We start from the raw sequence: 23,904 nt of genomic DNA, 5'->3' as shown, positions 1-23,904 counted from the left end.
TTGAAGCATGCCCATTGCGAGCGATGATCTGAGGCTGTTTGGCCTCGACCTGAGGAATCTTTGGCACGACCTGAAAGCCCCGTGGGCGAAGTTGATGCTGACTCCTGCATGGTCGTGGCTGGCTCCGCGCGTTGAAATTCAGGTGGTGGCCGACGATGTCCAGGGTCGATCCATCTGGGAGCCTGACGCGCGCACGCGCGGTTTCCGGCTGAAGACACGTGAAGGCAGCGAGGCCGCCAAGCCCTCCGACAGCAGCTTCGAGGCGCGGCTGATTCCAGAGAGCCTGCTGTTGCGCAAGCGACTGGTGATGCCGTTGCTGGATCCCGACAAGATGCAGCAGGCGCTGTCGCTTGAGGCGCTCAACAGCAACCCTTTTGCGTCGTCGAGCCTGCTCTGGGGATATGCGATCAATACGAACGTCTCCGCTTCGTCGCCGGATGCGGTGACCGTGGACATGGTGCTTGCCGCGCGAGAGCGGGTGGTGCAGCACATTGCGTCGAGGACCGGCGTGACGGGAGCCGGAGCGGAGCCGGAGGCCTGGGCCTTGTTGCCACAGCGTGACGATGCGGCCATGCTGTTGCCCGGGTTCGGCGAGGCGCGCCGTGCGCGCAGCGGTCAGAAATACTGGACCATCGTTGCGGCGCTGACCTGCGTGGCGCTGGCCTTGTGTGCCGCGATGGCGGTCACTCCCTATCTGCAATTGCGAGCGAAGGCCATACAGGCCAATGTCGCCTATGCGGCGCTCGACAAGCAGGCTGGCCCGCAAGTGGGCAAGCGGGAAGGATTGCTGAAAATCGAGGATCAGGTCAAGGCGCTGGCCAATATCATTGGTCATCGCCTCGATACTTTGCAGGTGGTGCAGGCGCTCACCAAGGCTTTGCCTGATGACACCGTGCTGCAGCGACTGCAGATTGAGGGGCGCAAAGTGATGATTGCAGGCCAGGCGAGCGATTCCGCTTCACTGATGCAGAAGCTCGGCGGTTTGTCTGAGGTGAAGGAGGTCCGCGCGCTCTCCGCTGCAGTTCGGCAGCCCGGCATGGTCAAGGAAACCTTTCAGATCGAATTTCAGTTGACGGACGATTTTGGGGTGTCGGTGGCTGATGCGGCCACAGCGGCCGCGTTGGCGCCTTCGGCTCCGGCCTCCGCGGCGTCACAGCCTGCGCCTGCGGCCTCAGCCGCTGTGGCGACGGCATCGGCTCCTGCTCCTGCTCCTGCCGCATCGGCACCAACTGCGCCAGCACCAGCGCCGGCACCCGTTTCTGCACCCGCGCCCAAGGCGCCTGTGGTCGCTGCGCCGCCGGGCAATGCGGGCACTCGAGTTGAGCCGTCTGAATCGATTGGAGGGTCACGATGAATCAACTGTCACGCCGCGACTGGGGCATTCTTGCTGTGACGGTGCTCGTCTGCCTGCTGCCGTTGTTCGCATTGGGCACTTACCTCTCGATCAAGCACGCGGATGCGCAGGAGCAGCTCAGTCGACTCGAGCCCCGATTCGCGAGGCTTCTGGGTTTGCAGGCTAGCGCCGGGAAGATGGATGAAAAAGTTGCCCAGATGGAGCAGCGCATGTCAACATTCGTCTATCCAAGCGAGGTGGATGCCACACAGGCGGGCAACGATGCGCAGCAGCGCGTGCGCTCGATCCTCAGCACCGCGGGCTTGACCGTGGTCAGCAGTCAGGTGCTGCCGGCAAAAATGGAGCAGGGCTTCGAGAGAATCTCGCTGTCCGTGCGCGCGGAGGGCGAACTGATCCATCTGCAGGCCGCTCTGGCGGTGCTGCCTAGCTTGACGCCGGTCATTCTGGTGGACGGCATCAATATTCAGGTGGTCGGGCTGCAGAGGGCTGACAAGCCTCAGCGCCTCGGCACGGAACTCAAACTCTCGGTGTTGCACCGCAAACCTGCATGACCTTGTCCGCAACACGCATTCTCGGCATTCTGATCCTGCTGCTCACGCTGGGGCTGGCAGCGCTGTGGATCAAGCCCGATGGAACCCTGCGCAACACGATCTGGACACCTCCCCAGGCGGTGATGCCCGATCTGCAATTCGCCGATCCGCTGCCGGCCTCCGCCTCCAAAGTGGACGTGGCATTGTTCGTGGAGACGCTGGAGCGCCCGTTGTTCTCGCCAAGTCGCCGCCCCCCGCCACCGCCTCCTCCCAAGGACGAGGAGAAGAAGGCTCCGCCGCCTGATCCGTTTGCGGGCATTCACGTCTTTGGTCTTTATGGCGGCGAGGATTCTCCCTCGGGCATGCTGGCCAAGGTCGATGGCAAGGTGCGCATGGTCTCCATCAACGACAAGCTGGGTGCATGGACGTTCAAGTCCATAGAAGACCGCGAAGCCGTTTTCGAGAATGGCGGTGAAACGCGCAAGCTGCTGCTGGTCGCCGCCAAGCCGGCACCCGTGCCCAAAGCGCCGGTTCCCGGAGCACCGCCAGAGGCGGGTGCGCCCGGGGCAGGACAGATTCCTTTGGATGCCACCGCCGAACAACGTCGTCAAGCGATGGAAGAGGCCCAGCGTGAGCGCCTGCGTCGTCGCAATGAAATTCGTGCCCGAGCTGGAGCACGTCCCGTTACCAAATGAATAGAGTGAATTCAATGAAATCGCGTCAACTGATTGCTACGGGGCTTCTGTTTGCCTTGACGGGTAGCCTGCACGCTCAAAATGCCGCTGATCCCGCCGCGCGAGCACCGGATGGCAAGACCGCAGCGTCGGTTGTGTCGGCGGAATCGGCGGGTGACGACAAGTCCAAGCCGGCCCCGGATTTCGAGCCGCGCATCATGCGCGGTGATGACAAGCTCATCAACATGCCTCCCGCCTACACGCCGGTGGAAGGTTCGCCCAGCGGATACAAATTCGAGGATGCCCCCATCCAGGATGTGGTCACCGTGTTCATGCGCGAGGTGCTGAAGGTCGACTACGTGCTGCACCAGCCGATCACCGGAAGCGTGACCTTGGCCACGCGCGGTCCGATCTCCCCGGACGACGCGCTGTCGCTGCTGGAGAGCGCGCTGCAGGTCAACGGGCTTGCCATGGGGCGTGACTCGCGTGGCGTCTACCACGTGGGCCGACTGGACTCGCTCAAGGGCGTGGTCTCCAACATCCGCGTGGCTGGCACCAAGGGGCCTCTGCCCCCCGGCTATGGCGTGGTCATCATTCCGTTGGAGTTCATTGGCGCCACGGAAATGGCGGCCATTCTGAAGCCGATGGTGCAGGGCGAAGCGATCGTCCGGGTGGACACGCTGCGCAACATGCTGGTCATGGCCGGCACGCGCAATCAGGCCGAAGGCTGGATGGACATGGTCAAGACCTTCGACGTGAACATGCTCAAGGGCATGTCGGTCGGCGTCTTCCCATTGAAATACGCCTCTGTCAAGGAGGTGGAGTCCGCGCTGCAACTGCTGAACAGCAGCGCGGCGGCAGGCGGCGGTGGAGCCCCTGGAGGCGTGGCGCGGCCCGCAGGCTCCGCTCAAGCCATTCCGGGGAGCGCTGGTGGGGGTGCTGCGGCAGCCGCCAATACCCCGGCCGTAGCCTTGAGCGAGAATTTTCCGTTGTACGGCGCACTCCGAGTGCTGCCCATCGCGCGCATCAACAGCATTCTGGTGGTGACCCCGCGAGCCGCCTATCTGGAGGAAGCCCGCCGCTGGATCGAGAAGCTCGACAAGCCGAGCGACAACGGCGCGGAGCCGCAGTTGTTCATCTATCAGGTTCAGAACGTGAATTCGCGCCATCTGGCGACCGTCTTGAGCGGAATCTTCAGTGGCATGCAGAATCCGTTTCAGAGCGGCAACGCCCAAGGAGCCACGGGTGCGACGGGGGTTGCACCGGGGCAGGGCGGCGTGGCCGGCGTGACGGGATCGAACAACGCGTTCAACAACAACAACGCCTTCAACAACTCCATGGGCGGATACAACAACGCCTATGGCGGAAACACCATGGGTGGATATGGCGGCTATGCGGGAGGCAGCGCGTTTGGGCAGTCTGCCGGAACCGGAATCGGCTCCGGAGGATTGACCAGTCTTCGTCAGAGCAATACCGCCAATTCGAATCGTCCGTCCATTTCCGTGACGGCCAGCTTTGGTTCGATCCGCGTCGTGGCAGACGAGCTGAACAACTCCGTGTTGATTTGGGCGACGCGAGCCGAATATGAGCGGATTGAAGCCACGCTCAAGCGTCTTGACATCCCTCCGACTCAGGTACTGATCGAGGCATCGATCATTGAGGTGACCCTGAACGATACCTTGAACTATGGGTTGAAGTGGGCGTTTACGGATCAAACGGCGAATGGCAGCAAGGTGGACAGCTCCGGAATCGGCTATGTCGGCGGAGCTCCACAGACCGGTGCGCTGGCTGGCGGATTCACTTATTCTGTTCTGAATCCCTATGGACGGGTGCGTGCGGCGTTGTCCGCTTTGTCGAAGATCACCAACCTGAAAGTGGTTTCGAGTCCCAGCCTGATGGTTCTGGACAATCACACCGCGACCATCTCCGTCGGTGATCAGCAGCCAGTGCAGACATCAACGACTTACATTCCCAATTCAACGACGACGACAACCACATCGACTATCCAGTACAAGGATACGGGGGTCAGTTTGGTGGTTACGCCATCAGTCAATGCGGGCAACTTGGTCACGATGCAGATTGATCAGATGCTGACGGATCTGGGCGCTCAGGATGCCGACACCAAGCAGTACGCCTTCATGCAGCGTCAGATCAGCAGCAAGGTGGCTGTCCGTTCCGGTGATGCGATCGTGCTAGGCGGCCTGATCAAAGATGCGGAGCAGGCAGCGAAAACGGGTGTGCCCCTGCTGTCCAGAGTTCCTGTGCTTGGTGCGCTGTTTGGGGAGCATACGAAGGACAGCAAACGCACTGAGTTGCTGGTCGTCATTTCTCCGCGTGTGGTGCGCACGGACATCGACATTCGCGAAGTCTCTGATGAACTTCGTGACCGGATGAAGGGATTGCGAGATGTGGAAGCGTTTGACCGAGACAAGGTCAAGCCGAGGACCGCAGCCCCGATCTCGGCTCCGCAGCCTCAGTAAACTGGACAATTGCGAATTCAATCTGTATCAAGGAGTAACTTTTTATGATGAATGCTGGAGTCGCTCAGGATCGCTTACGAAATAGTGGGCGCGGCGCATGGGTAGCCAGGCTCACAGGATTGGGTGTGGCGGTTGCGCTGCTGGCGGGCTGTGCCAGTTTCGGAGGGGGTAGTCCGGAAGCTGCTGTCAAGGCAAGAGCCAACGCCCGTTGGGCAGCGTTGATAAAAGGTGACCAAAACGCTGCCTATCAATACAATACCCCTGGGTTTCGCGCTACGGTGCCTCCAGAGAAGTTTGTGGAGCGTCGTGGCAAGGACGTGAGGGTTCTGGAGGGAGAGGCTGTCAAGGTCACTTGTCCAACGGCTGACAAGTGCGATGTCCAGATTCGTTTGGCTGCCACGGCCGCCGCGATGTTCCGTCAGAATTTTCCGAAACAAGTCGTCACGTACATTGACGAAACATGGCTATTGGAGGATGGACAATGGTGGATATTCGAGAAACTTTGAGTCCACGTACGTTGCCCTATTGCAGGTTGAATTGGCGTGACTGATGGAGGAAACGAGTATCGAGTACCTGTAATTGTTGCACCCAACCAACATACTCTCATCGGCGGGGTGAATTCTCTAGGCAAACTGCCTTCCCGCTATGCTAGGATTAAAAGGCGTAATCAACCTCTACCTTAGTTGCGCCAAACAACTTTTCAACTGGAGTTTCTATGAAGAAGAATGTTCTCGCTCTGAGCATCGCCACCGCTGTGGTGGGCTTTGCTGGCAGCGCGCACGCCATCCAAACGATCGGCGGCACTACAACGCCAGCAACTGCTAACGACCTGCAGTTCGGTAACACCGGCACTGGTCACATGCTGCTCGTGCCTTACTTCAGCACGCAAGATGGCAACGCCATGCTGCTGTCGCTGATCAACACCGACACCGTGAACGGCAAGGCTGTGAAGGTTCGCTTCCGCGGCGCTCGCAACTCTGACGACATTTTTGACTTCCAAGTCTTCCTGTCGCCAGGCGACGTGTGGACTGCCAACGTCAGCAAGAACTCCGACGGCCTGTCGTACCTGACGACCGAAGACGCTACTTGCACGAAGCCAGCCAAGGCTACACTGAACAGCACACCGTTCATCACTTCGCGTCTGAACTCCAAGGTGACGGCTGAAGAGCGTGCCAACGGCACCCGTGAAGGTTACATTGAAATCTTCAACATGGCCGACATTCCAAAGTCGACCACCGGTGGTCTGTACCCGCTGATCAAGCACAAGGACAGCGTTGCCAAGTGCGCGAACGACGGCACCAACACTGCTTGGACCGCCATCAACACCGACCTGGCAGACGAAGCTGCTTACGAAGCTCCAGCTATCGGCATGGCTAACCCCACGACCGGCCTGGCAGCCAACTGGACCATCATGAACGTGCCTAAGGCACTGTCGTGGAGCGGTACAGCTACGGCTATCGAAGCGGTTGATTCGGTGGCAGTGCCTCCTGTGCTGGGTACCGGTCACATCGTGTACTTCCCACAGACCAACGTAAACGTGGTCAATCCCACCACCTACACGGCTGACGCACTGTTCGGTGCCAACGCTGCTGGTAAGGTGTACGTGAAGCCTGCGATGTATGACCTGCCTGACATGTCTACACCGTACACTCAGTACACCACTGCTGCTGCGACTTGGCCTGGTGACCAGGCTGTGAAGCTGGCTGATGCCATCACAACCCGTGCTGTGATCAACGAGTACTGGACTGAGCCCGACATCAAGGCTGAGACTGACTGGGTGTTCTCCATGCCTACACGTCGTTACGCTGTTGCCGTGGACTACGCTGCTGCAAGTGGCCCAGAAGCCGTGTACAACCCATACGTGAACAAGCACTTCGCTGCGTCCAACACGCAAATGAACGGCGACGCTGTTTGCGTGCTGAACGTGAGCTACACAGCTTGGGATCGTGAAGAGAACTCCCCAGAGTCCCCAGACGACGTGGTGATCTCTCCCGGTACGCCCACAGCGCCTACCCTGTTCTGCGGCGAAACATCCGTTCTGAGCTTCAACAACGCTGGTGCATCGCAGTCCGCAGTGCTGGCAGCTTCCGTGGCACTGAAGGACATGGACACTGGCTTCACGAACGGCTGGGCTCAGCTGAACACCCCCGGTGCAACTTCCGCTGGCCTGCCAATCCTGGGCCAAGCGTTCGTTAGCGCTTACAACCCATCCGTGGCTGCCGGTACCGCTGGTAACTTCGGCGTGAACTGGGGTCACCGTTTCGCTCGTCCTTAATTCGTTACGGACTGAACGCAGCGATGCGTAAGTAAAAAGGCGGGGAACTCCCCGCCTTTTTTTATCTCTACGAAATTGACATGGAGCTTGTGCGGCGTTGAGTCGCCAAATGGTTGCTTGAAGCAATCGTGTGACCTGTAAGCAGTGGACTCAAGCTCGTGGTGCAGTGCGCAGGCCGTTCGCGGCATTCGCTTGGAAGCGTTGCTTCTTTGAACTGCTGGTAGTTTGTTTCGTGAATTAAGGACTTTCCGATCGTTATGAAAATGTCTCGTCAATTGGGTGTGGCCGTTCTCGGTCTTTGTGTTGTCACGGGCGCGCTGGCTGCTCAGCCCGCCGTGGTGCTGGAAGTTGGAACGGTCAAGGTGACGGATCAGGATGTCCGTGCAGAGCTGGCTCTGGCCCCTCCTAGTGCTCGGGAACGTGCTCTTGACAATCCTGCGACATTGAAGCAAATCGCCACTACCTTGGCTGCACGACGTCTGCTTGCCCAAGAGGCTGAGAAAAACGGTATTGCGAACTCGGCCGAAGTGAAGGCTCAGGTGCAGATCGCGAAGGAGCGTGTGCTTTCCACCGTGCGCATGGAGCAGTTTGACGCCTCGCATACGCCTGACGCAAAGGCGGTCGAAGCGTACGCGCGTGACTATTACCGCTCGAACCCGAAGGCGTTCGAAGTGCCAGGCGAAACCAAGGTGAGTCATATCCTGATCGCTGGTGATACCCCCGAATCGAAGGCCAAGGCGGAGAAACTGCTGGCGGAAATCAAGGGCGGTGCTGATTTCGCCAAATTGGCAAAAGAGAATTCCGATGACAAGTCCAACGCCGAAAAAGGCGGGGATCTGGGTTACAGCCCGGCGGGACGTTTTGTTCCCGAGTTCGACAAGACCGTGGCCGGACTCTCCAAGGACAAGCCGCTGAGTGATCTGGTCAAGACCCAATTTGGGTGGCACATCATTCAATTTGCCGACAAGCGACCAGCCCGCACGCTGGCGTTTGAAGAAGTCTCCGACAAGTTGAAGGCGGATTCCATGACCAAGTTGTTGTCAGACAAGCGTCTGGAAAAGAACAAGGCGCTGATCAAGGATGCGAAGATCCATGAAGACGCGCTCAAGGCAATGGGTGCTGAGAAGCCCGCAGTTTCCGCTCCCGTCAAGAAGTAATCATATTGAATTGAGCTCGTGACACGACGCGAGTGATCGCGTCAGAAGTCACGGGCTCGTCGCAATCGCTGGTACCATTCGTGCGCTGCCCGACCTGTACTAACGGTTGTGCGTGCGAAGTACTTTGCTTGGAAACGGTTCTAGCGCGAGTAGGTTTGCTTATCGGCAAGCCTCTCGCGTTGTCGTTTCTGCTCTTTTTGATTGATTCCAAATCACCCTGCGATTCATCATTTGCATGGGAACATTTCTGTCTGAATTAGCGCAGCTCTGGCGTCTGCGCAATCTGGTGGCGGTATTGACGCGGCGCGAAGCCGTCGCGCGCTATCAGGGCTCCGCCGTGGGCGTGCTCTGGGCCTATATCCAGCCGTTGCTGACGGTGGCCGCCTACTATCTGGTGTTCGATGTCGTGTTCGCGATGCGTCTGGGCGAGCATGCACCCACGAGTCGGGTGGGCACGTATCTGATTGTCGGTTCGCTGGCGTGGATGGCGTTTTGCGATGCGTTTGGGCGTGGCACGACGAGTCTGCTGGATGCGGGCGGGCTGCTGCAGAAGAATGCGCTGCCACCCATCATTTTTCCTGCGCGCACGGTGTTGGCCAGCACTGTCGTGTTCGGGCCGATGCTGCTTCTTTTGACGCTGGCCTATGCGCCGGTGCACCACTTTGCGCTGCCGGTGATTGCGGTGATTCCGTTGCTGCTGCTCCAAGTGGTGATGAGCTTTCTGCTGGCCTATCTGTTCGCCATCATGGCGGCGGCGTTGCGGGACACGGTGCAGATCGTGGGCTTTGCGTTGCAGATCGGGATCTTCGTCTCGCCGGTGCTGTTTCCGATGACCATGTTCCCGGCCGCATGGCGTTGGGTGCTGTGGATCAATCCGATGACGCCCGTGGTGTCGGGCTGGCAGACGATTCTGTTGCAGGGGGCATGGCCCGCCTGGAACGTCTGGCTGGCTCTCGCGCTGTGGATTGCAGGCGCGGCGTTGCTGTTGTCGGTGGCGGTGCGCCGCAGCCATGACCAGTTGGTGGATTGGCTATGAATGCACAGAAGTCTCCGGCGAAATTGAGCGATGACGTGGTGCTGCGCGTGAGCCATGTGAGCAAGGAATACAAGCTCTACGATTCGCCGCGCGAGCGCTTCAAGGCGCTGTTCAGTGACAAGGTGCGCCATCGCAGCCATTGGGCGCTCAAGGACATTTCTTTCGAACTCAAGCGCGGCCAGTGCGTTGGCGTGGTGGGTGACAACGGCGCGGGCAAGAGCTCGCTGCTCAAGTTGCTGGCAGGCACGATGCAGCCGAGTTCGGGCACGGTCGACCGCGTGGGGCGCGTGACGGCGATTCTTGAGCTCGGCGCGGGATTTCACCCCGAGTTCAGCGGGCGCGACAACCTGTATTTCGCGGGCAGCCTGATCGGCATCAGCCACGAGGAAATGGCAAAGCTCGAACCGGGCATCATCGCGTTTTCCGAACTCGGCGATGCGATGGACCGGGCGGTGAAGACCTATTCCTCGGGCATGACGGTGCGACTCGCCTTCGCGCTGATCACCGCCGTGCCGCCCGATGTGCTGATCATCGACGAGGCGCTTGCCGTGGGCGACCAGCATTTCCAGAAGAAGTGCGTGGCGCGCATCATGGAGTTCCGCGACGCGGGCTGCACGATTCTGTTCTGCTCGCACAGCTCGTACCACATCCGCCATCTTTGCGATCAGGCCATCTGGCTCAAGGGCGGGCAGGTGATGGAGATGGGGCCGACCGAGGCGGTCATGGGCTCGTACGAGATGCACAGCCGTCTGCGTTCGGACGCGGCAGCACCGGCACTGCAACCTGCGTTGATCGAGGGCGGGGCAGACGAGTCCGATGTGACGCTCAACGCGCTGGATGATGATCTGCCCGCAAAGCCAGAAACCACCGGCACGCGCATGCCGTCCAACCCGGACGGTCTGGGCGCGAGCATGCTGTCGGTGACGATTGCCGATCTCGGCGAGGGCAAGCCGCCGCTGCTCGAGAGCGTGGACCTCGCGGTCACCTTCCATGTGCGCGGACGCGGCGATGAGCGACCGAATCTCGGTTTCATGATCGAGCAGTCTCAGGGCACGGGCATCACCTCGCTGGCCACGCATGAAGAGGGCGCGCATCCGCGTCGTCTTGCCGACGGGACATGGGAGTCCGTGCTGCGCTTTCCGAATCTCCCGCTGCACAGCGGAGAATATGTGGTCAGCGCCTACCTGTTCGATGAAAGCGGTCTCGTGCTTTACGATGCGTGGCTGCACTATCAGCATTTCCGCTTCGTGTCGCCGACGCTCATGCCGGGGCTGGTGCGCCTTCCGCACGAATGGACCTGATGCTCCGCCTTGGCCGTTCCGGCCTTTCAACGAATTTTCCAGATATTGATGATGTCCTCTGATAACGCTTCGACGACCATTCCCGACCCCATCGCAGAGGCCAAGGCCCTGATGGGCCGTGGCGAGATGGAGGCCGCTGGTCAGGCGCTGGTGGCGGCGCGCGACGTTGCCGCGACCCGCCTGGCCGCGCACAACCTGATCGAGGAACACTTCCCTCTGCTGTCGTATGGCCAGTGGATGGGGTGCCCCTGCCAGATCTCGGAGGCCGACGACATCTTCAAGTTCTTTGCCGCCCATCCCTCCAGTCTGAACCCGATCCGCGACTATCTGGCCGATGGCTGGCGCACCCTGTCCGAACTGGTGCTGTTGCTCGAAGAGGTGGGTCACCCGCTGCTGCGTACCCGGAGCGTTCTGGAGTTCGCGAGCGGCCACGGCCGTTTCACGCGCCATCTGGTGAAGGCGCTGGGTGCTGAGCGCGTGGTGGCCAACGACGTGGTGGTGGACTCGGTGGAGTTCTCGCGTCGCACCTTCGGCGTGGAGGGCTTCGTGTCGCCTTCCGTGCCCGAGCAGGTGCAATGGAACAAAAAGCATGATCTGGTGTTCGTGCTGTCGCTGTTCACGCACTTGCCCGCATCAACATGGTCGCGCTGGCTGCGCCGCATCTTCGACATGGTGGAGCCGGGCGGCGTGCTGGTGTTCACCACGCACGGCGCGGAAGCCGTGTTCAAGCAGAACGTCACGCTGGATGACAACGGCTACTTTTTCGTCGCGTCGAGCGAATCGAACGCGATCGATGGTCAGGAGTACGGAACGACCTTCACGTCCGAAGCTTTTGTGCGCGCCCGCATCGCCGAGACGCTGCCCGAGGCGCGATTGCTCAAGGTGGCCGAGCGTCAGTTCTGGCACCACCAGGACGCCATCGTCATCGAGAAGCCGTGAAGGGAGCACACCCCCTGAGTCGCTTCGCGCCTTCCCCCCGCTCTCGCATTGCGTTGCAATGCGGGCAGGGGGACGCAGCCAGCGCTGCGGGGCGGCCCTTGCGCGGCTGCCCTCGCCTGCGCCACGCCAGGTTGACGTGCCGTCGGAGACGTGAAGCGCCTGAAAACTGATTTTGCAAGGATTCGGAAGCATGCATACAAGTTCGCTGGCCCACGTACAGGGGCTGGTCCACAAATACCTCTCGGGCAGCACGAACAAGCCGCTCAAGATCATCGACATCGGCAGCTACGACGTCAACGGCAGCTACAAGCAGTTCTTTCTGCACCCAAGCTGGCAATACACCGGCGTGGACCTGGGGGCCGGGCCGAACGTGGATGTGGTGCTCGAGTCGCCTTATCGTCTGCCGTTCGACAGCTTCTCCGTTGACGTGATCGTCTCCGGACAGGCCTTCGAGCATGTGGAGTACTTCTGGTGCTCGTGGCTCGAAATGGTGCGCGTGCTCAAGCCGGGCGGTCATATCTTTCTGCTCGCGCCGTCGCGCGGGCCAGAGCACCGCTATCCGCAGGACTGCTGGCGCTTCTATCCTGATGCCTACCGCGCGCTCGCCAAGTACGCGTCGCTGGAGTTGCTGCAGGTGAGCACCGACTGGGAGCCACACGCGAGTGAGGACAGCGCGGCCTGGGGCGACACCGTCGGCGTGTTCCGCCAGCCGCAGCTCAACGGCATGCAGATGCTGCGCCGCAGGCTCATGCAGCAGCTGCGCTATCGGGTGATGCCGGGGTACAGATAAGCGTCCTCCCTCGGAGCGGAGGCCGTGGCAAACTGTGTTAACTTGCGCGGCACAGGAGGAACAGGGTTGGCGCATCGTGCGCAAGCCGCGCACACCATGCTGCCGAGGAGTTTTCTGTCCATTGCCGTAGAGGCCATACAGCCGCGCCGCCACATCTGGATGACGGTGTTCGCGCTGCTTCTGTGGCTCGTCATCGCTTTGTTTTCCACTTCAACCCATGCGCGGGATACGCGTGCCGGGTTGGACGCGCCCGTTGCTGCCAATGGCGTTCAGGCCGCAGGCAAGGGCTTTGTCGACAGGGCCGAGGTGCGTGACGGCGTGCTGACCCTGCAGGGCTGGGCCGCCGCGTACAACCCGAGCGTCTACGTCACGCTGGTGGAGATCTGGCTCGGTGACCGATCCGTCTATCGTGGCCGCCTCGGCTTTCTGACCAACCGGCCCGATGTCGTCGAGTCCACGAAACAGGCGCTGTGGCTGAACAGCGGTTTTCATCTTCCGGTGCGTCTGCCCCAGGATGCATCCGCAGGCAGCTTCCCGCTGCGCGTGAGCGTCACGAATGGTGATGGGGGGCGCTTCGATCTGGAACTCAGCGAATCGGCACGGCAGGTGCAGATTCCCGAAGGCGCGCGCAAGCCTTCCACTAGAGCCCAACTGGCGCTCGCGTTGGCCGCCTTGTTGCCCGTGGCGTATCTGCTGCTCGCGTTTGCGCGGCGCGACGGCATCGCGGGCGCGCGTGGATTCATCGCGGCGGTGCTGGCGTCCTTCGCGTTGCTGGTGGCGGCGGGCTGGAGCGGTTCATCGCTTCCTTTGCTGCTGGATCGGGCGGGGATCCTGCAGCATGACGGTGCGAATTTCCTCGGCAAGGCGCAGGAGGTGCGGCGCGATGAATGGCTGATCGTCACGCCGCTGGCCATGAGCCAGAGCGCCGCGCCGAATCCGCTCGCTTCGCTCAATCTGCTGCATGGCGTGTACGGCCAGAACATGAATGTCGTGGGCATGAGCGGCACGCCCACGCTGGGGCTCGAAGCGATTGCCAAGCCTGCGAGCTGGGGCTTTTTCTCGCTCGATCTGAAGCGCGCGCTGGCGTGGCATTGGTGGTTTCCGTTCTTCGCCTGCTTTCTCGCGCTGTGGGCGGTGCTGCGCTGCTGGTTCGTGATGGACTGGCGCAAGGCGGCGGTGCTGGCGGTGCTGGTGCCGGGTTCGGCCTATTCGGTGGGGTGGTCCGGGTGGCCGGCCTACGTGAGCTTTTTCCCGTTGCTCGCGGCGCTGGCCGCCGTGAGGATGATGCTGGCCGAAGGCAAACTCGCTGCAGGATGGTGGGGCATGGTGCTGGGCTGGTCGGCGGCGGGCTTTGTGCTGGTGCTGTATCCGGGCTGGCAGATTCCGCTGGCCTACCTGATGGCGCTGGCCACGCTCGCGCAGTTGTGGCGGACGCGTTCGCGTTGGAGCGTCGGCACGGCGCAGGTCGTGGGCGCGGTGCTGGCCGTACTGGTCGGCGGCGCGCTGCTGGGGGCTTGGTGGGGCGATGCGCACGAGGCCATTCGGGCGCTCGGGCAGACGGTGTATCCGGGGCAGCGCTCAGTGGAGCTGGGCGGCTACGTCGAGCCCTGGCATCTGTCCAAGGGACTGGCGAATCTGGTGACGCTCTACGCGAGTTCGCAGTGGTCGATTCCGAGCGATGCGGCAGGCAGCCTCTATCTTCTGATTCCGCTGGCGGTGGCCACGCTGCTGCACGTTGTCATCAAGCGCTCCATCGACGCGCTGGTGCTCGTGCTGTGGGCGTTCATTGCGTTCGTGCTGGTGCACATGTTCGTGGGCATTCCCGCGTGGCTCGCGCGCGTGACGCTCTGGGGCAAGGTGCCCGCCTTCCGGCTCGATGTGGCGCTGGTGCTGGCACAGGTCCTTTTGCTGGGCTACTTCATGCAGGAAGCCGCGGCGCTGCGTGAATGGGCAGAACGCTCGCGCGCCAGAGCGTCGTTGCTGCAGGCTTGCGCGGCGCTGACCGCCGCAGGGTTTGCGTGGATCAACTGGCACCATCTCACCGCGATGCCCGTGCCCATGCAGGACTGGCTGAATCCGGCCGTGTTGGCACTGATTCTGGCGGGTGCGGCGTGGCTGGCCTATCTGGTGGTGCGAGGCCGCGTCTGGAGCGCGGTGGCGATCAGCGCCGCGTGGACACTGGCCGTGAGCCTGCCGTTCAATCCGCTGCAGCAGGCACCCCAGCACGTGCAATTGCTGCCGGAGCTGCAGTCCGTACTGAAGCCTCCGGGAGCCAGTGCTCCCGCGCGTGTCGCCGTGGTCAACCAGGACCTCTGGGTGAGCGCGCTGCCGGTGACAGGCGTGGGCGTGGTCAACAGCTTCTTCTATGATCCACCGCTGAAGTTCTGGCGCGAACTGGATCCCGAGGGCAGACAGGAGCAGGTCTACAACCGCTACCAGTTCATGCAGATCAAGCTCGAACCCGAGCTAGCTGGCGAGGACTTCCGCATCAGCAGCCCGCGCATGGACGCGGTGACGCTCGGCGTGCAGCCCGAGCGCTTCGACTTTGCGAAGGTGAAGGCGGACTTTGTGCTCGCCACCATGCAGGATGGCGAGTCGCTAAAGCGCAACTTGCATTTGCAGTTGGAAAAGACCGATGGCGCGAACTGGACGCTGTTTCGGGTGATTCCATAAGTCCATCGAGCGACGCGGAAAGAAAAATGGGCTCCCGACGAGGAGCCCATTTTTTGTGGATAGGGTGACGTCCGATCAGCCGTTCAGCCACGTCTTCACTTGCCGCTGAAACTGCGGCGGAATCTTGCGCGCCACGCCGCGCAGCACCGGCAGCGAGCGCAGATAGACCAGCATTCCCAGAATGCCCGCCTTGGTCGCGCCGCTGTAAGCACGCTCCGGGACGAACTGCGCCATGTAGTCACCTTCGAGCGGCACCGCATCGGCTGCGGGTTCCGAGGGCGCGGACATGTGGCTGAAGTAATCGCTGCGGTAGGTCCAGGCCTCGGCTTCGGGCACCTTGGGCGCTTCGGGCTGGGCCGATTCGAGCGACGGAGCAATGGCGGGCGCAAAGTTCTCGTTGCGGATCTGCTCGAAGAAACCGACCCATTCCTTGGCGTCGCGATCCCATTCGTGGATCCAGGTCCATGGACGCGCGACCACGCGTTCGGCGAAGGCGCCGATGTCGGGCACGACGACCGGCAGACCAGCCTGCAGCGCGGCGCTCAGCGTGTAGCTGTAGGTTTCGGGCCATTGCGCGGGGAACCAGATCAGGTCGGGCTTGAGCCACGCGAGCAACTGGGGCAGTTCCTCTTCCTTGTACGCGCCGTGAACGCTGAGCGCGGCCTTGGGCTGGCTCAGCAGGTGGCGGTAGCCGTAGCCGAGCAGGTGGAACTCGATGGGCGCCCCCTGGCGCGCGGCCTCGACGGCGGCGGCTTCGAGCACGTCGGCACCCTTGATGGCGCTGAGCGCGCCGAGCACGACGATGCGCAGCGCGCGGTTGTCAGTGATCGGCTGTGGCGCGGGAACCGGCAGAGGTACGTTCGCGTCGATGTCGGTGTGCTGGATCGCGTGCACGTTGGCGGCGGGTGCAAAGCCGATGATGCGCTTGGCCGTGTCATGGCTTGGCGTGATCACCGTGCGCGCGGCGCTCAGGAAGCGCGCGTTGGCACCGCGCCAGCGGGCCACATTGCCTTCCATCGGCGCGGGCATGTCGGGCGTGCAGCACTTGCATTGACCGGGGGAGAGCTCGCCTTGGTAGCGGTTGTCTTCGCCGGTGATGGTGATGTAGGTGCAGTAGCTGTAGAAATCGTGCGCGGTGAAGTCGTAGGTGACGTTCAGCAGCGCTGGAATGTCGCGCACATGCTTGTCGTGCCCCAGCAGGTGGTGGAAATGCACATGCGAGACATGCAGCTGGCGCAGCACGTTGAGCAGGTCTTCGAACTGCTCGTCGATCTTGAACACGAGATCGAAGCCCTCGGCCTCGGAGGCCATGCGCAGGGTCAGGCTCCTGTTGGCCGATGGCGTGAGCGTGAGGAACACGGCCTTGTCGGCAAGATGTTCGGCGAGCTCGCGCACATGGCGCACCGTGCCGCCCGCGCGGTCGTGCAGCACGGCCAGAATCACGGGCTGATTGGCGTCGCGGATGCGGGCCACGTCGAGCGCGAGGCGATACGGGCGCGCCGGGTCGGCCTGCACGAACTTGTGCACATCCGTCGCGTAGTTCGGATGCAGGCGCGCGAGCTTTTCCATGGCCGCGCGCTCGCGCGGGCTTTTGCTGTCGCCGAAGCTCACGCCGCCGGTGTGCAGCACGAAAGTGTCGAGCAGATGCAGATTGCGCCAGCCGGCACCTTCCGCGCGCTGGCAGAAGTCGTTCTCCTCGCCGTAGCCCTTGCCGAAGTTCTTGACGTCGAAAAGGCCGACGTCCTTCAGGCTGTCGCGGCGGATGTACATGCAGAAGCCCACGCCCGTGGGCACGTCGACGACGGCACCGGGGTTGGTTCTCGCGCACAGCGCGTCCATGCGCGCGGTGTCGTAGCCGGGCGGCAGCGGGTTGTCTTCGCAGAAACGCGGATAGCTGCAGATCGTCGCGTTGGTCGAGAACGGCGTGACCGAGGCGATCTTCTTGTCGCCATAGGCCGCCGCGCGGATGCGGTCGAGCCAGTTGTTGGCGACTTCGGTGTCGCTGTTGAGCAGCAGCACGTCGTTCGCGTCCGACAGCGCCATGCCGCGGTTGACCGTGCCCACGAAGCCGAGGTTTTCCTCATTCTCGAGCAGCATGATGCGTGGCTCGCCAGCCGCGCGCTTGCGTAGCCAGTCCGTGACTTCGGGCTCGGGGCTGCAGTCGTTGATGACGATGAGGCGGTAGGGCACCTGCACCGGCGCGGCGAGCACCGATTCCACGCACAGTTGCGTGTCGGCCAGGCCTCTGTAGACCGGCACGATCACGTCCACGGGATGGGTCGTGGGCGCGATCGGCGTGGCCGGCGCGGTCGACTGCACGAACCGCTTGACCTTCAATTTTTCATGCTTGGGCGCGCGACCACGCAGGCGGTCGAGTGCGATCTTGGCGTTGACCAGAGGCCGCGTCGCCTTGAAGACCGTCGAGTTTTCAATGTTCTTCAGATGCTCGGCGAGATCCTTGAACTCGCCCTGCACCTTGACGAGCTCGTGCTCGAGCCGCGTCGCGTTGCGCTGGAACTGCGCGGACTCGTCCTGGAAGCTGCGGCGCTGGTTTTCGCTGGCCGCCAGCGAGTGGATGAGGCTGGAGGTTTCACCGTTGAGGGTGTTGATCTGGCCGTTCAGGTCGACGATCTTTCCGCTCAAGTCCCCGACATGCGTGCTCAGCTGGTCGATGTGCGAATGCAGCGGCTGCACCTGGTGGGCCATTGCCAGATAGTCAGCCGACATGGGCCAGCCGACCTCGAGTTCGAGCGTGAGCGTCTGCTCAAGCGCGCCCGCGAGGTCCGCTTGGGCGAGCGGCAATTCAAGCCACGGATCGTCGCCGGTGAGCAGCATCACCGTGGCCGAGGACACGCGCGGGGCAGGAGGCTGCCAGAGAATCTGGTGCTGCGGCGTCTTGGCAAGGCGGAAGTGGTCGGGCTGGTCGGGCGACCAGCTCCAGAGCGCATCACCGTTCGCGGCGCGCAGCACGATGGAGTACAGATACAGAAAACCGGGGCGGTCGGCGGGATCGAGCCGCAAATGACTCAATGGCGAATCGGCGACGGGGATCTCGAATTTCACGCGCTGGCGTTCTTCGCCCATCGCTCCGGTGGCGCTGATCTTGGTGTCTTCGGCGTAGCCGTTGCCAAGATCCACATAAAGCTGGGAAGTGAACAGCGCATGCGCCGGTTCGTGTTCGGTGGCCTGATCCGGATTGTCCGTGACCGGCTCGGCCACGGGGTGCGCGGCGCCGATGAACTGGTAGGCGAGGGCGTCGGGCGTGGCGAGCAGGTAGCGCGCGACGGCGGGCGGCAGATCGTCGAACTGGGTCTTGAACTCCGATTCGGGCAGCTCGCGGCGCACGGTGTCGAGCACATCGATGCGCCAGGCGTTCTCGCCGAGAAAGCGGGCGAGCGAACGGCGGGTAAAGAACCGCAGGTGGGTACGGTCGAGCAGGCCCTCTTCGCGGTAGCGGAATTCACCCTGCAGCAGTTCGGCGACGAGGCCTGCGTAACCTGCATTGGGCACCGACACCAAAAGCTTGCCTTCGGGCTTGAGCAGCTTGCGGCAGGCACTCAGAATCCGCTCTGGCTGGCGCAGGTGCTCCAGCACGTCTGCGCAGACAATGTAGTCGTAGTGTTTATTTGTAAATAAAGCAAGTAAATCGCAGGTTTCCAGATCTGCGACTTCGACCTGGCCGTAGTTCGGGCGGGCATGGGCGGCCTCGGCCTCGCTCCATGTCAGGCCGTCACTGGTGCAGCCCAGAGTCTCTTTCAGATACTGTCCGAGCGCACCGCTGCCGCAGCCAAGGTCGAGGACCGTGGCATTCTGATGAACTAAACTTGCGATAACCGACAGCGAGGTGCGTTCGCCCGGGCGGATTTTGCGCAGATAGACGTGCAAATCCTCAATATTCTGTGTCATCCCCGAATTATGACTAAGCCACAACGCTTGGCGGGAATCAATTAATGACACGGATGGAGCCTGTAACGAGGACAATACGCATCCAATGGATTCCGAGATAACAATTCCAAGGCATCTGGTCGTGTCGATAGTGAGCCATGGTCATGGTGCTTCCGTGACAGATTTGCTCAACGACCTGAAACATTTCAGTGGGCCTTCCATCCATCGGGTGGTATTGACGCTGAACAAGCCGCTGGAGGAGGTGTCTCTGCCCGGAGGCCCCGATGGCCATTGGCCTTTCGAGCTGGAGGTGAGGCGCAACGAGAGTCCATTGGGCTTCGGTGAAAACCACAACCGCGCGCTGTCCGGAGCCATGGAAGACTTCGTGTGCGTGCTCAATCCGGACATCCGTCTGAATGCGGATCCGTTCGCCGCTCTGGTGGCGACCGCTGCCCAGTCAGGGGTCGGTTGCGCCTATCCGGTGCAAGTCGATGAGACGGGCCGCGTGCAGGACAGCGAGCGCGCCTTGCCTACACCTGTTGCACTTTGGCAACGTCGTGTCCAGGGACAGTCCGAGAAGCGTCTGGATTGGGTCAATGGTGCCTGTCTGGTTTTGCCTGCGTCCGTGTGGAGGCAGGTTCGAGGTTTTGACGAGCGTTATTTCATGTACTGTGAGGATGTCGATCTGAGTTTGCGTATTCGGCTTGCCGGCTGGCGCATTGTGCGAGCCCCGGTGCAATTGATTCATGCGGCACAGCGTGCGAGTGGCCGCTCGCTTTCTCATCTGGCGTGGCATGTGGCCAGCCTGCTCAGGCTCTGGACTTCGTCTGTCTATCGTCGGGCGCGGCAGTTGCCGCCCATGGCGTCGATTCCCGCAGGGGCCGAGCGCACATGATCTGGTTGTCCCTGATTGGTTTTCTGGTCTCCAGCCTCACTGCCGCGCTGATCATTCGCGCGCTGCGAGGGCGTCGCACGCCGCATTACGACGAGTTCAAGCCCCAGCGCTTCCATACGGGCGAGGTGCCGCGCATGGGAGGCGTGGCGCTCCTGACGGGGCTGTGCGTGAGCTGGGCGGTGGGCGTGGTGCAGTCCACGCAGGCCGGTGACCCGGGCTCGCTGCGGCTGGGCAACTGGGCGTACTGGTGGATCGTGGCGCTGCTGCCGGCGGCGCTGGGCGGCATCGTCGAGGACATGACGCAGCGCATGACGGTGCGCTACCGGCTCGCGCTCACGCTGTTGTCGGGCGTGCTGGCGATCTGGCTGCTGGGCATGAACATTCCGCGCCTCGGGGTTCCATGGCTTGATGCGCTGCTGATCCAGGCACCGTGGATCGGCATGGGCATTGTGCTGCTGGCGATTGCCGGGCTGCCGCACGCGTTCAACATCATCGACGGCTACAACGGACTCGCTGGCATGGTGGCGTTGGTCATCAGTCTGGCCCTGGCCCATGTGTGCCTGCAGGTGAACGACCGCGCGCTCGGCTCGCTGATCATCTGCCTTGCCGCCGTGACCGGGGGATTTCTGGTCTGGAACTACCCGCGCGGCATGCTGTTCGCCGGAGACGGCGGAGCCTATATCTGGGGCGTGGTGATCGCGATGGTCAGCATTTCGTTGGTGCAGCGCAATCCGGACGTTTCGCCGTGGTTCCCGGTGCTGCTGCTGATCTATCCGATCTGGGAGACTTTGTTCTCCATCTATCGCAAGCTCGCGCGCGGCGTGTCGCCGGGCATGGCGGATGCGCTGCACTTTCACCAGCTGATCTATCGCCGCATCGTGATCGGTGTGTTCCACGATGACGAATCGCGCCGCATGCTGATGCGCAACAACCGCACGTCGCCGTATCTCTGGGCGTTCACCTTGCTCACCGTGGTGCCTGCCGTGCTGTTCTGGAACAAGACCTGGGTGCTGATCGCCTTCTGCGGATTGTTCATGGTGAGCTACGTGGTGGCCTACCTGTGCATCGTCCGCTTCAAAGTGCCGAACTGGATCAAGCACTGAAACCGCTGCCCCCTGAGGCGCGGCGCGCCTGCCCTTGCTTGGGGAGCGCGAGTTTCATGCGTCGTGACAGTCTCATAGTGCCATGGGCACCGATTGGCGCACTGGATCGGGGCGCTATTGCCGGCCGAATGTCCCGGCGTGCCTGCGTTTGCGGCACAATTTGAGGTTATCCGATTCACTGACCACCTCCTTTTCCGGACGGCCTCCATCCATGAACGATCTTTCCTCGATTGCCCCGCGCGACAAGGCCGAAATCCTGGCCCAGGCGCTTCCCTACATCCGCAAGTTCCATGGCAAGACCATGGTGATCAAGTACGGCGGCAACGCCATGACCGATCCTGAACTGCAGGCCGACTTCGCCGAAGACGTGGTGCTGCTCAAGCTGGTCGGCATGAATCCGGTCGTGGTGCACGGCGGTGGCCCGCAGATCGAGACCGCGCTCAAGCGCCTCGGCAAGAAGGGCGAATTCATTCAGGGCATGCGCGTGACCGACTCCGAAACCATGGAAGTGGTCGAGTGGGTGCTGGCCGGCGAAGTGCAGCAGGACATCGTGGGCCTGATCAACCAGGCGGGCGGCAAGGCCGTGGGCCTGACCGGTCGCGACGGTGGCCTGATCCGCGCCAAGAAGCTCAAGCTGCTCGACAACAAGGATCCCAACATCGAACACGACGTGGGCCAGGTGGGTGACATCGTCGCCATCGACCCGAGCGTGGTGAAGGCGCTGCAGGACGACGCGTTTATCCCCGTCATCAGCCCCATCGGCTTTGGCGAAGAGAACGAGAGCTACAACATCAACGCCGACGTGGTGGCGAGCAAGCTGGCTTCCGTGCTGCAGGCCGAGAAGCTGGTGCTGCTCACCAACATCCCCGGCGTGCTCGACAAGCAGGGCAAGCTGCTGACCGAGCTGACCTCGCGCGAGATCGACGACCTCATCGAAGACGGCACGATCTCCGGGGGCATGCTGCCCAAGCTCGCCGGTGCCATCGACGCGGCCAAGAGCGGCGTGAACGCGGTGCACATCGTCGACGGCCGCGTGCCGCACTCCATGCTGCTGGAAATCCTGACCGATCAGGCCTACGGCACCATGATTCGCAGCTACTGAGCCACATCTTTACATAGCCTCTGCCGTGGACCATCGCATGTCCCGGCAGCGAGGCTGCATGCGGTCTGGCGACCGAATGCAGGCGTGTCGACATGGACCGTTGACGGGTTGGCAATTCTTGAATTTGTACAGCTCAAGTGACCTCCAATGCGATTTGGTAAGTGAGTGTGCGAAAATTCTCCTTACAACTGTTGCGAATGCGAGCCTATGTCCTCAGTAGAAGAAACCGAAATCGTCACATCCGCCGTGCCTACAGCTGCACGCAAGCGTCCGCGCCCGGGAGAGCGCAGGGTGCAAATCCTGCAGGCGCTGGCCGCCATGCTGCAACAGCCGGGAGCTGAGCGCATCACCACGGCGGCGCTTGCCGCGCGGCTGGAGGTCAGCGAGGCCGCGCTCTATCGCCACTTCGCCAGCAAGGCGCAGATGTTCGAAGGGCTGATCGAGTTCATCGAAAGCAGCGTGTTCACGCTGATCAACCGCATCACCGAGCCGCCAGTGGATGCCGCCAGCGCCATCGACGGCACGCAGCAGGCGCTGCGCATCGTGACGATGGTGCTGCAGTTCGCCGAGCGCAATCCGGGCATGGTGAAGGTCATGGTCGGCGATGCGCTGGTGTTCGAGAACGAGCGCCTGCAACAGCGCATGAACCTGTTCTTCGACAAGATTGAGGCGTCGCTGCGCCAATGCCTGCGCGATGGCGCGGATGCGGCCGGAGCCGCAGCGCCGACGGCGGAGGCGCAAATGCGCGCCGCACTGCTGGGCGATCTGATGCGTGGCCGCCTGCTGCGCTTTGTGCGATCGGGCTTCAAGAGCTCGCCGGCGGACGACATTCAGAACGTGCTCGCATTGCTGCACTGAGCGTTGACATAGCTCACTCATCAGAGAATCCGCCACGAGGCGGATTTTTTTTTGACTGAAAAAGGCTTTCGCAAGGGTTTTCCCTGCATTTGCAAGAAGAAGAGATCAAAGACTGGCGTTGTGGCAAACTTTTGTGCAAAATAGCACGATCGTTCGTTTTATCCTTGAGCATGACCGCCACGACCACTTCTCCCAAGCCCGCACGCGCTGCCGCAAGCCGCGAAGGCCGCGTATTGCAAAAAGGGCAGCAGACCAAGGCGACCATCATCGACGCCGCCTTGGGACTGGCCACGCACATCGGTCTAGAAGGACTGTCGATCGGCGCGCTCGCCGATGTGACCGGCATGAGCAAGTCCGGCGTGTTCGCGCATTTTGGCTCACGCGAGGAATTGCAGATCTCGGTGATCCGTGAATACCACACGCGTTTCGAGCAGGAAGTTTTCTATCCGGCGATGACTGCGCCGCGCGGCATTGCTCGTCTGCGCGCGATGTTCGACAACTGGATGAAGCGCACCTCCATCGAAATCGACTCGGGCTGCATCTACATCAGCGGCGCGGTCGAGTTCGATGACCGTACCGGCCCCGTGCGCGATGCGCTCGCCAATTCCGTGCTCACCTGGCACGCCGCCATGAAGCGTGCCATCGAGCAATGCGCCGAGTGCGGCCAGCTCCAGACCGATGTGGATGCCGAGCAGATGCTCTTCGAGATCCACGGACTGATTCTCGCGCTGCACTACGAGGCACGTTTTCTGCGCACTCCCGGCTCGATCAAGCGTGCCGTGGGGGGCTTCAACAGCATTCTCCAGCGCTACGGCGCAGATGCTTCCGCCGCAAGCTGATATCCACATCGGC

General features: G+C 62.0%; 18 protein-coding genes. 17 read left to right on the top strand and 1 reads right to left on the bottom strand.

The genetic code is table 11. From position 1 onward, the window contains the following. Positions 1–94: 94 nt before the first annotated feature. The 12 genes from ISG32_RS07100 to ISG32_RS07045 all read left to right on the top strand — a co-directional run bounded on the left by ISG32_RS07100 (position 95) and on the right by ISG32_RS07045 (position 15,209). Complete coding sequence (locus ISG32_RS07100; protein WP_194770290.1) at positions 95–1,354, top strand: PilN domain-containing protein; 1,260 nt, start codon at positions 95–97, stop codon at positions 1,352–1,354. Then, on the top strand, positions 1,351–1,905 hold the full coding sequence (gspM, locus tag ISG32_RS07095; RefSeq protein WP_194770289.1) for a type II secretion system protein GspM: 555 nt from the start codon (positions 1,351–1,353) through the stop codon (positions 1,903–1,905). The genes ISG32_RS07100 and gspM overlap by 4 nt, the downstream gene beginning before the upstream one ends. After that, positions 1,902–2,579 (top strand): hypothetical protein, encoded by a 678-nt coding sequence (locus ISG32_RS07090; protein ID WP_194770288.1) that lies wholly within the window; start codon positions 1,902–1,904, stop codon positions 2,577–2,579. The genes gspM and ISG32_RS07090 overlap by 4 nt, the downstream gene beginning before the upstream one ends. A 14-nt stretch (positions 2,580–2,593) precedes the next feature. Beyond that, a complete protein-coding gene (gene gspD / locus ISG32_RS07085; protein ID WP_194770287.1) occupies positions 2,594–5,038 on the top strand; it encodes a type II secretion system secretin GspD in 2,445 nt (814 codons plus the stop codon). Between the two features lie 44 nt (positions 5,039–5,082). Then, complete coding sequence (locus ISG32_RS07080) at positions 5,083–5,544, top strand: hypothetical protein (RefSeq protein ID WP_194770286.1); 462 nt, start codon at positions 5,083–5,085, stop codon at positions 5,542–5,544. A gap of 209 nt (positions 5,545–5,753) precedes the next feature. Beyond that, entirely contained in the window at positions 5,754–7,313 is a 1,560-nt protein-coding gene (locus ISG32_RS07075) for a cell surface protein (protein ID WP_194770285.1), read from the top strand. Between the two features lie 257 nt (positions 7,314–7,570). Beyond that, positions 7,571–8,470 carry a peptidylprolyl isomerase gene (locus ISG32_RS07070; protein WP_194770284.1) on the top strand — a complete coding sequence of 300 codons (900 nt, stop codon included), beginning with the start codon at positions 7,571–7,573 and terminating at the stop codon, positions 8,468–8,470. A 235-nt stretch (positions 8,471–8,705) separates the two neighbouring features. Next, positions 8,706–9,506 carry an ABC transporter permease gene (locus tag ISG32_RS07065; RefSeq protein ID WP_194770283.1) on the top strand — a complete coding sequence of 267 codons (801 nt, stop codon included), beginning with the start codon at positions 8,706–8,708 and terminating at the stop codon, positions 9,504–9,506. Further along, on the top strand, positions 9,503–10,807 hold the full coding sequence (locus ISG32_RS07060) for an ABC transporter ATP-binding protein (protein WP_194770282.1): 1,305 nt from the start codon (positions 9,503–9,505) through the stop codon (positions 10,805–10,807). Before ISG32_RS07065 ends, ISG32_RS07060 begins: the two co-directional genes overlap by 4 nt. A 48-nt stretch (positions 10,808–10,855) precedes the next feature. Beyond that, positions 10,856–11,746, top strand: a complete 891-nt coding sequence (locus ISG32_RS07055) for a class I SAM-dependent methyltransferase (RefSeq protein WP_228529631.1) — start codon at positions 10,856–10,858, stop codon at positions 11,744–11,746. Between the two features lie 190 nt (positions 11,747–11,936). Continuing rightward, positions 11,937–12,536, top strand: a complete 600-nt coding sequence (locus tag ISG32_RS07050; protein WP_194770281.1) for a methyltransferase domain-containing protein — start codon at positions 11,937–11,939, stop codon at positions 12,534–12,536. A 66-nt stretch (positions 12,537–12,602) separates the two neighbouring features. Further along, the gene (locus tag ISG32_RS07045; protein ID WP_194770280.1) at positions 12,603–15,209 is read left to right on the top strand and encodes a DUF7657 domain-containing protein; all 2,607 of its coding nucleotides are present in this window, start codon (positions 12,603–12,605) and stop codon (positions 15,207–15,209) included. Between the two features lie 75 nt (positions 15,210–15,284). On the opposite strand, the gene ISG32_RS07040 is transcribed toward ISG32_RS07045, so the two are convergent. Further along, a complete protein-coding gene (locus ISG32_RS07040; RefSeq protein WP_194770279.1) occupies positions 15,285–19,115 on the bottom strand; it encodes a methyltransferase domain-containing protein in 3,831 nt (1,276 codons plus the stop codon). Between the two features lie 85 nt (positions 19,116–19,200). On the opposite strand from ISG32_RS07040, the gene ISG32_RS07035 reads away from it, so the two are divergent. The 5 genes from ISG32_RS07035 (at position 19,201) to ISG32_RS07015 (ending at position 23,891) form a co-directional block, all read left to right on the top strand. After that, positions 19,201–19,989 carry a glycosyltransferase gene (locus ISG32_RS07035; protein ID WP_194770278.1) on the top strand — a complete coding sequence of 263 codons (789 nt, stop codon included), beginning with the start codon at positions 19,201–19,203 and terminating at the stop codon, positions 19,987–19,989. Next, positions 19,986–21,092 carry a glycosyltransferase family 4 protein gene (locus ISG32_RS07030; RefSeq protein ID WP_194770277.1) on the top strand — a complete coding sequence of 369 codons (1,107 nt, stop codon included), beginning with the start codon at positions 19,986–19,988 and terminating at the stop codon, positions 21,090–21,092. The genes ISG32_RS07035 and ISG32_RS07030 overlap by 4 nt, the downstream gene beginning before the upstream one ends. A gap of 211 nt (positions 21,093–21,303) precedes the next feature. Then, on the top strand, positions 21,304–22,194 hold the full coding sequence (gene argB / locus ISG32_RS07025) for an acetylglutamate kinase (protein WP_194770276.1): 891 nt from the start codon (positions 21,304–21,306) through the stop codon (positions 22,192–22,194). Between the two features lie 207 nt (positions 22,195–22,401). Beyond that, positions 22,402–23,052 (top strand): nucleoid occlusion factor SlmA, encoded by a 651-nt coding sequence (gene slmA, locus ISG32_RS07020; RefSeq protein ID WP_194770275.1) that lies wholly within the window; start codon positions 22,402–22,404, stop codon positions 23,050–23,052. Between the two features lie 170 nt (positions 23,053–23,222). Beyond that, the gene (locus tag ISG32_RS07015) at positions 23,223–23,891 is read left to right on the top strand and encodes a TetR/AcrR family transcriptional regulator (RefSeq protein WP_194770274.1); all 669 of its coding nucleotides are present in this window, start codon (positions 23,223–23,225) and stop codon (positions 23,889–23,891) included. Positions 23,892–23,904 lie beyond the last annotated feature (13 nt).

Source organism: Diaphorobacter caeni, assembly GCF_015354245.1.
In the GTDB taxonomy this organism is placed as follows: Bacteria; Pseudomonadota; Gammaproteobacteria; order Burkholderiales; family Burkholderiaceae_C; genus Diaphorobacter_A; species Diaphorobacter_A caeni.
The sequence above is the reverse complement of the archived record's forward strand: the minus strand, read 5'-3'. Positions and strand labels throughout refer to the sequence as shown.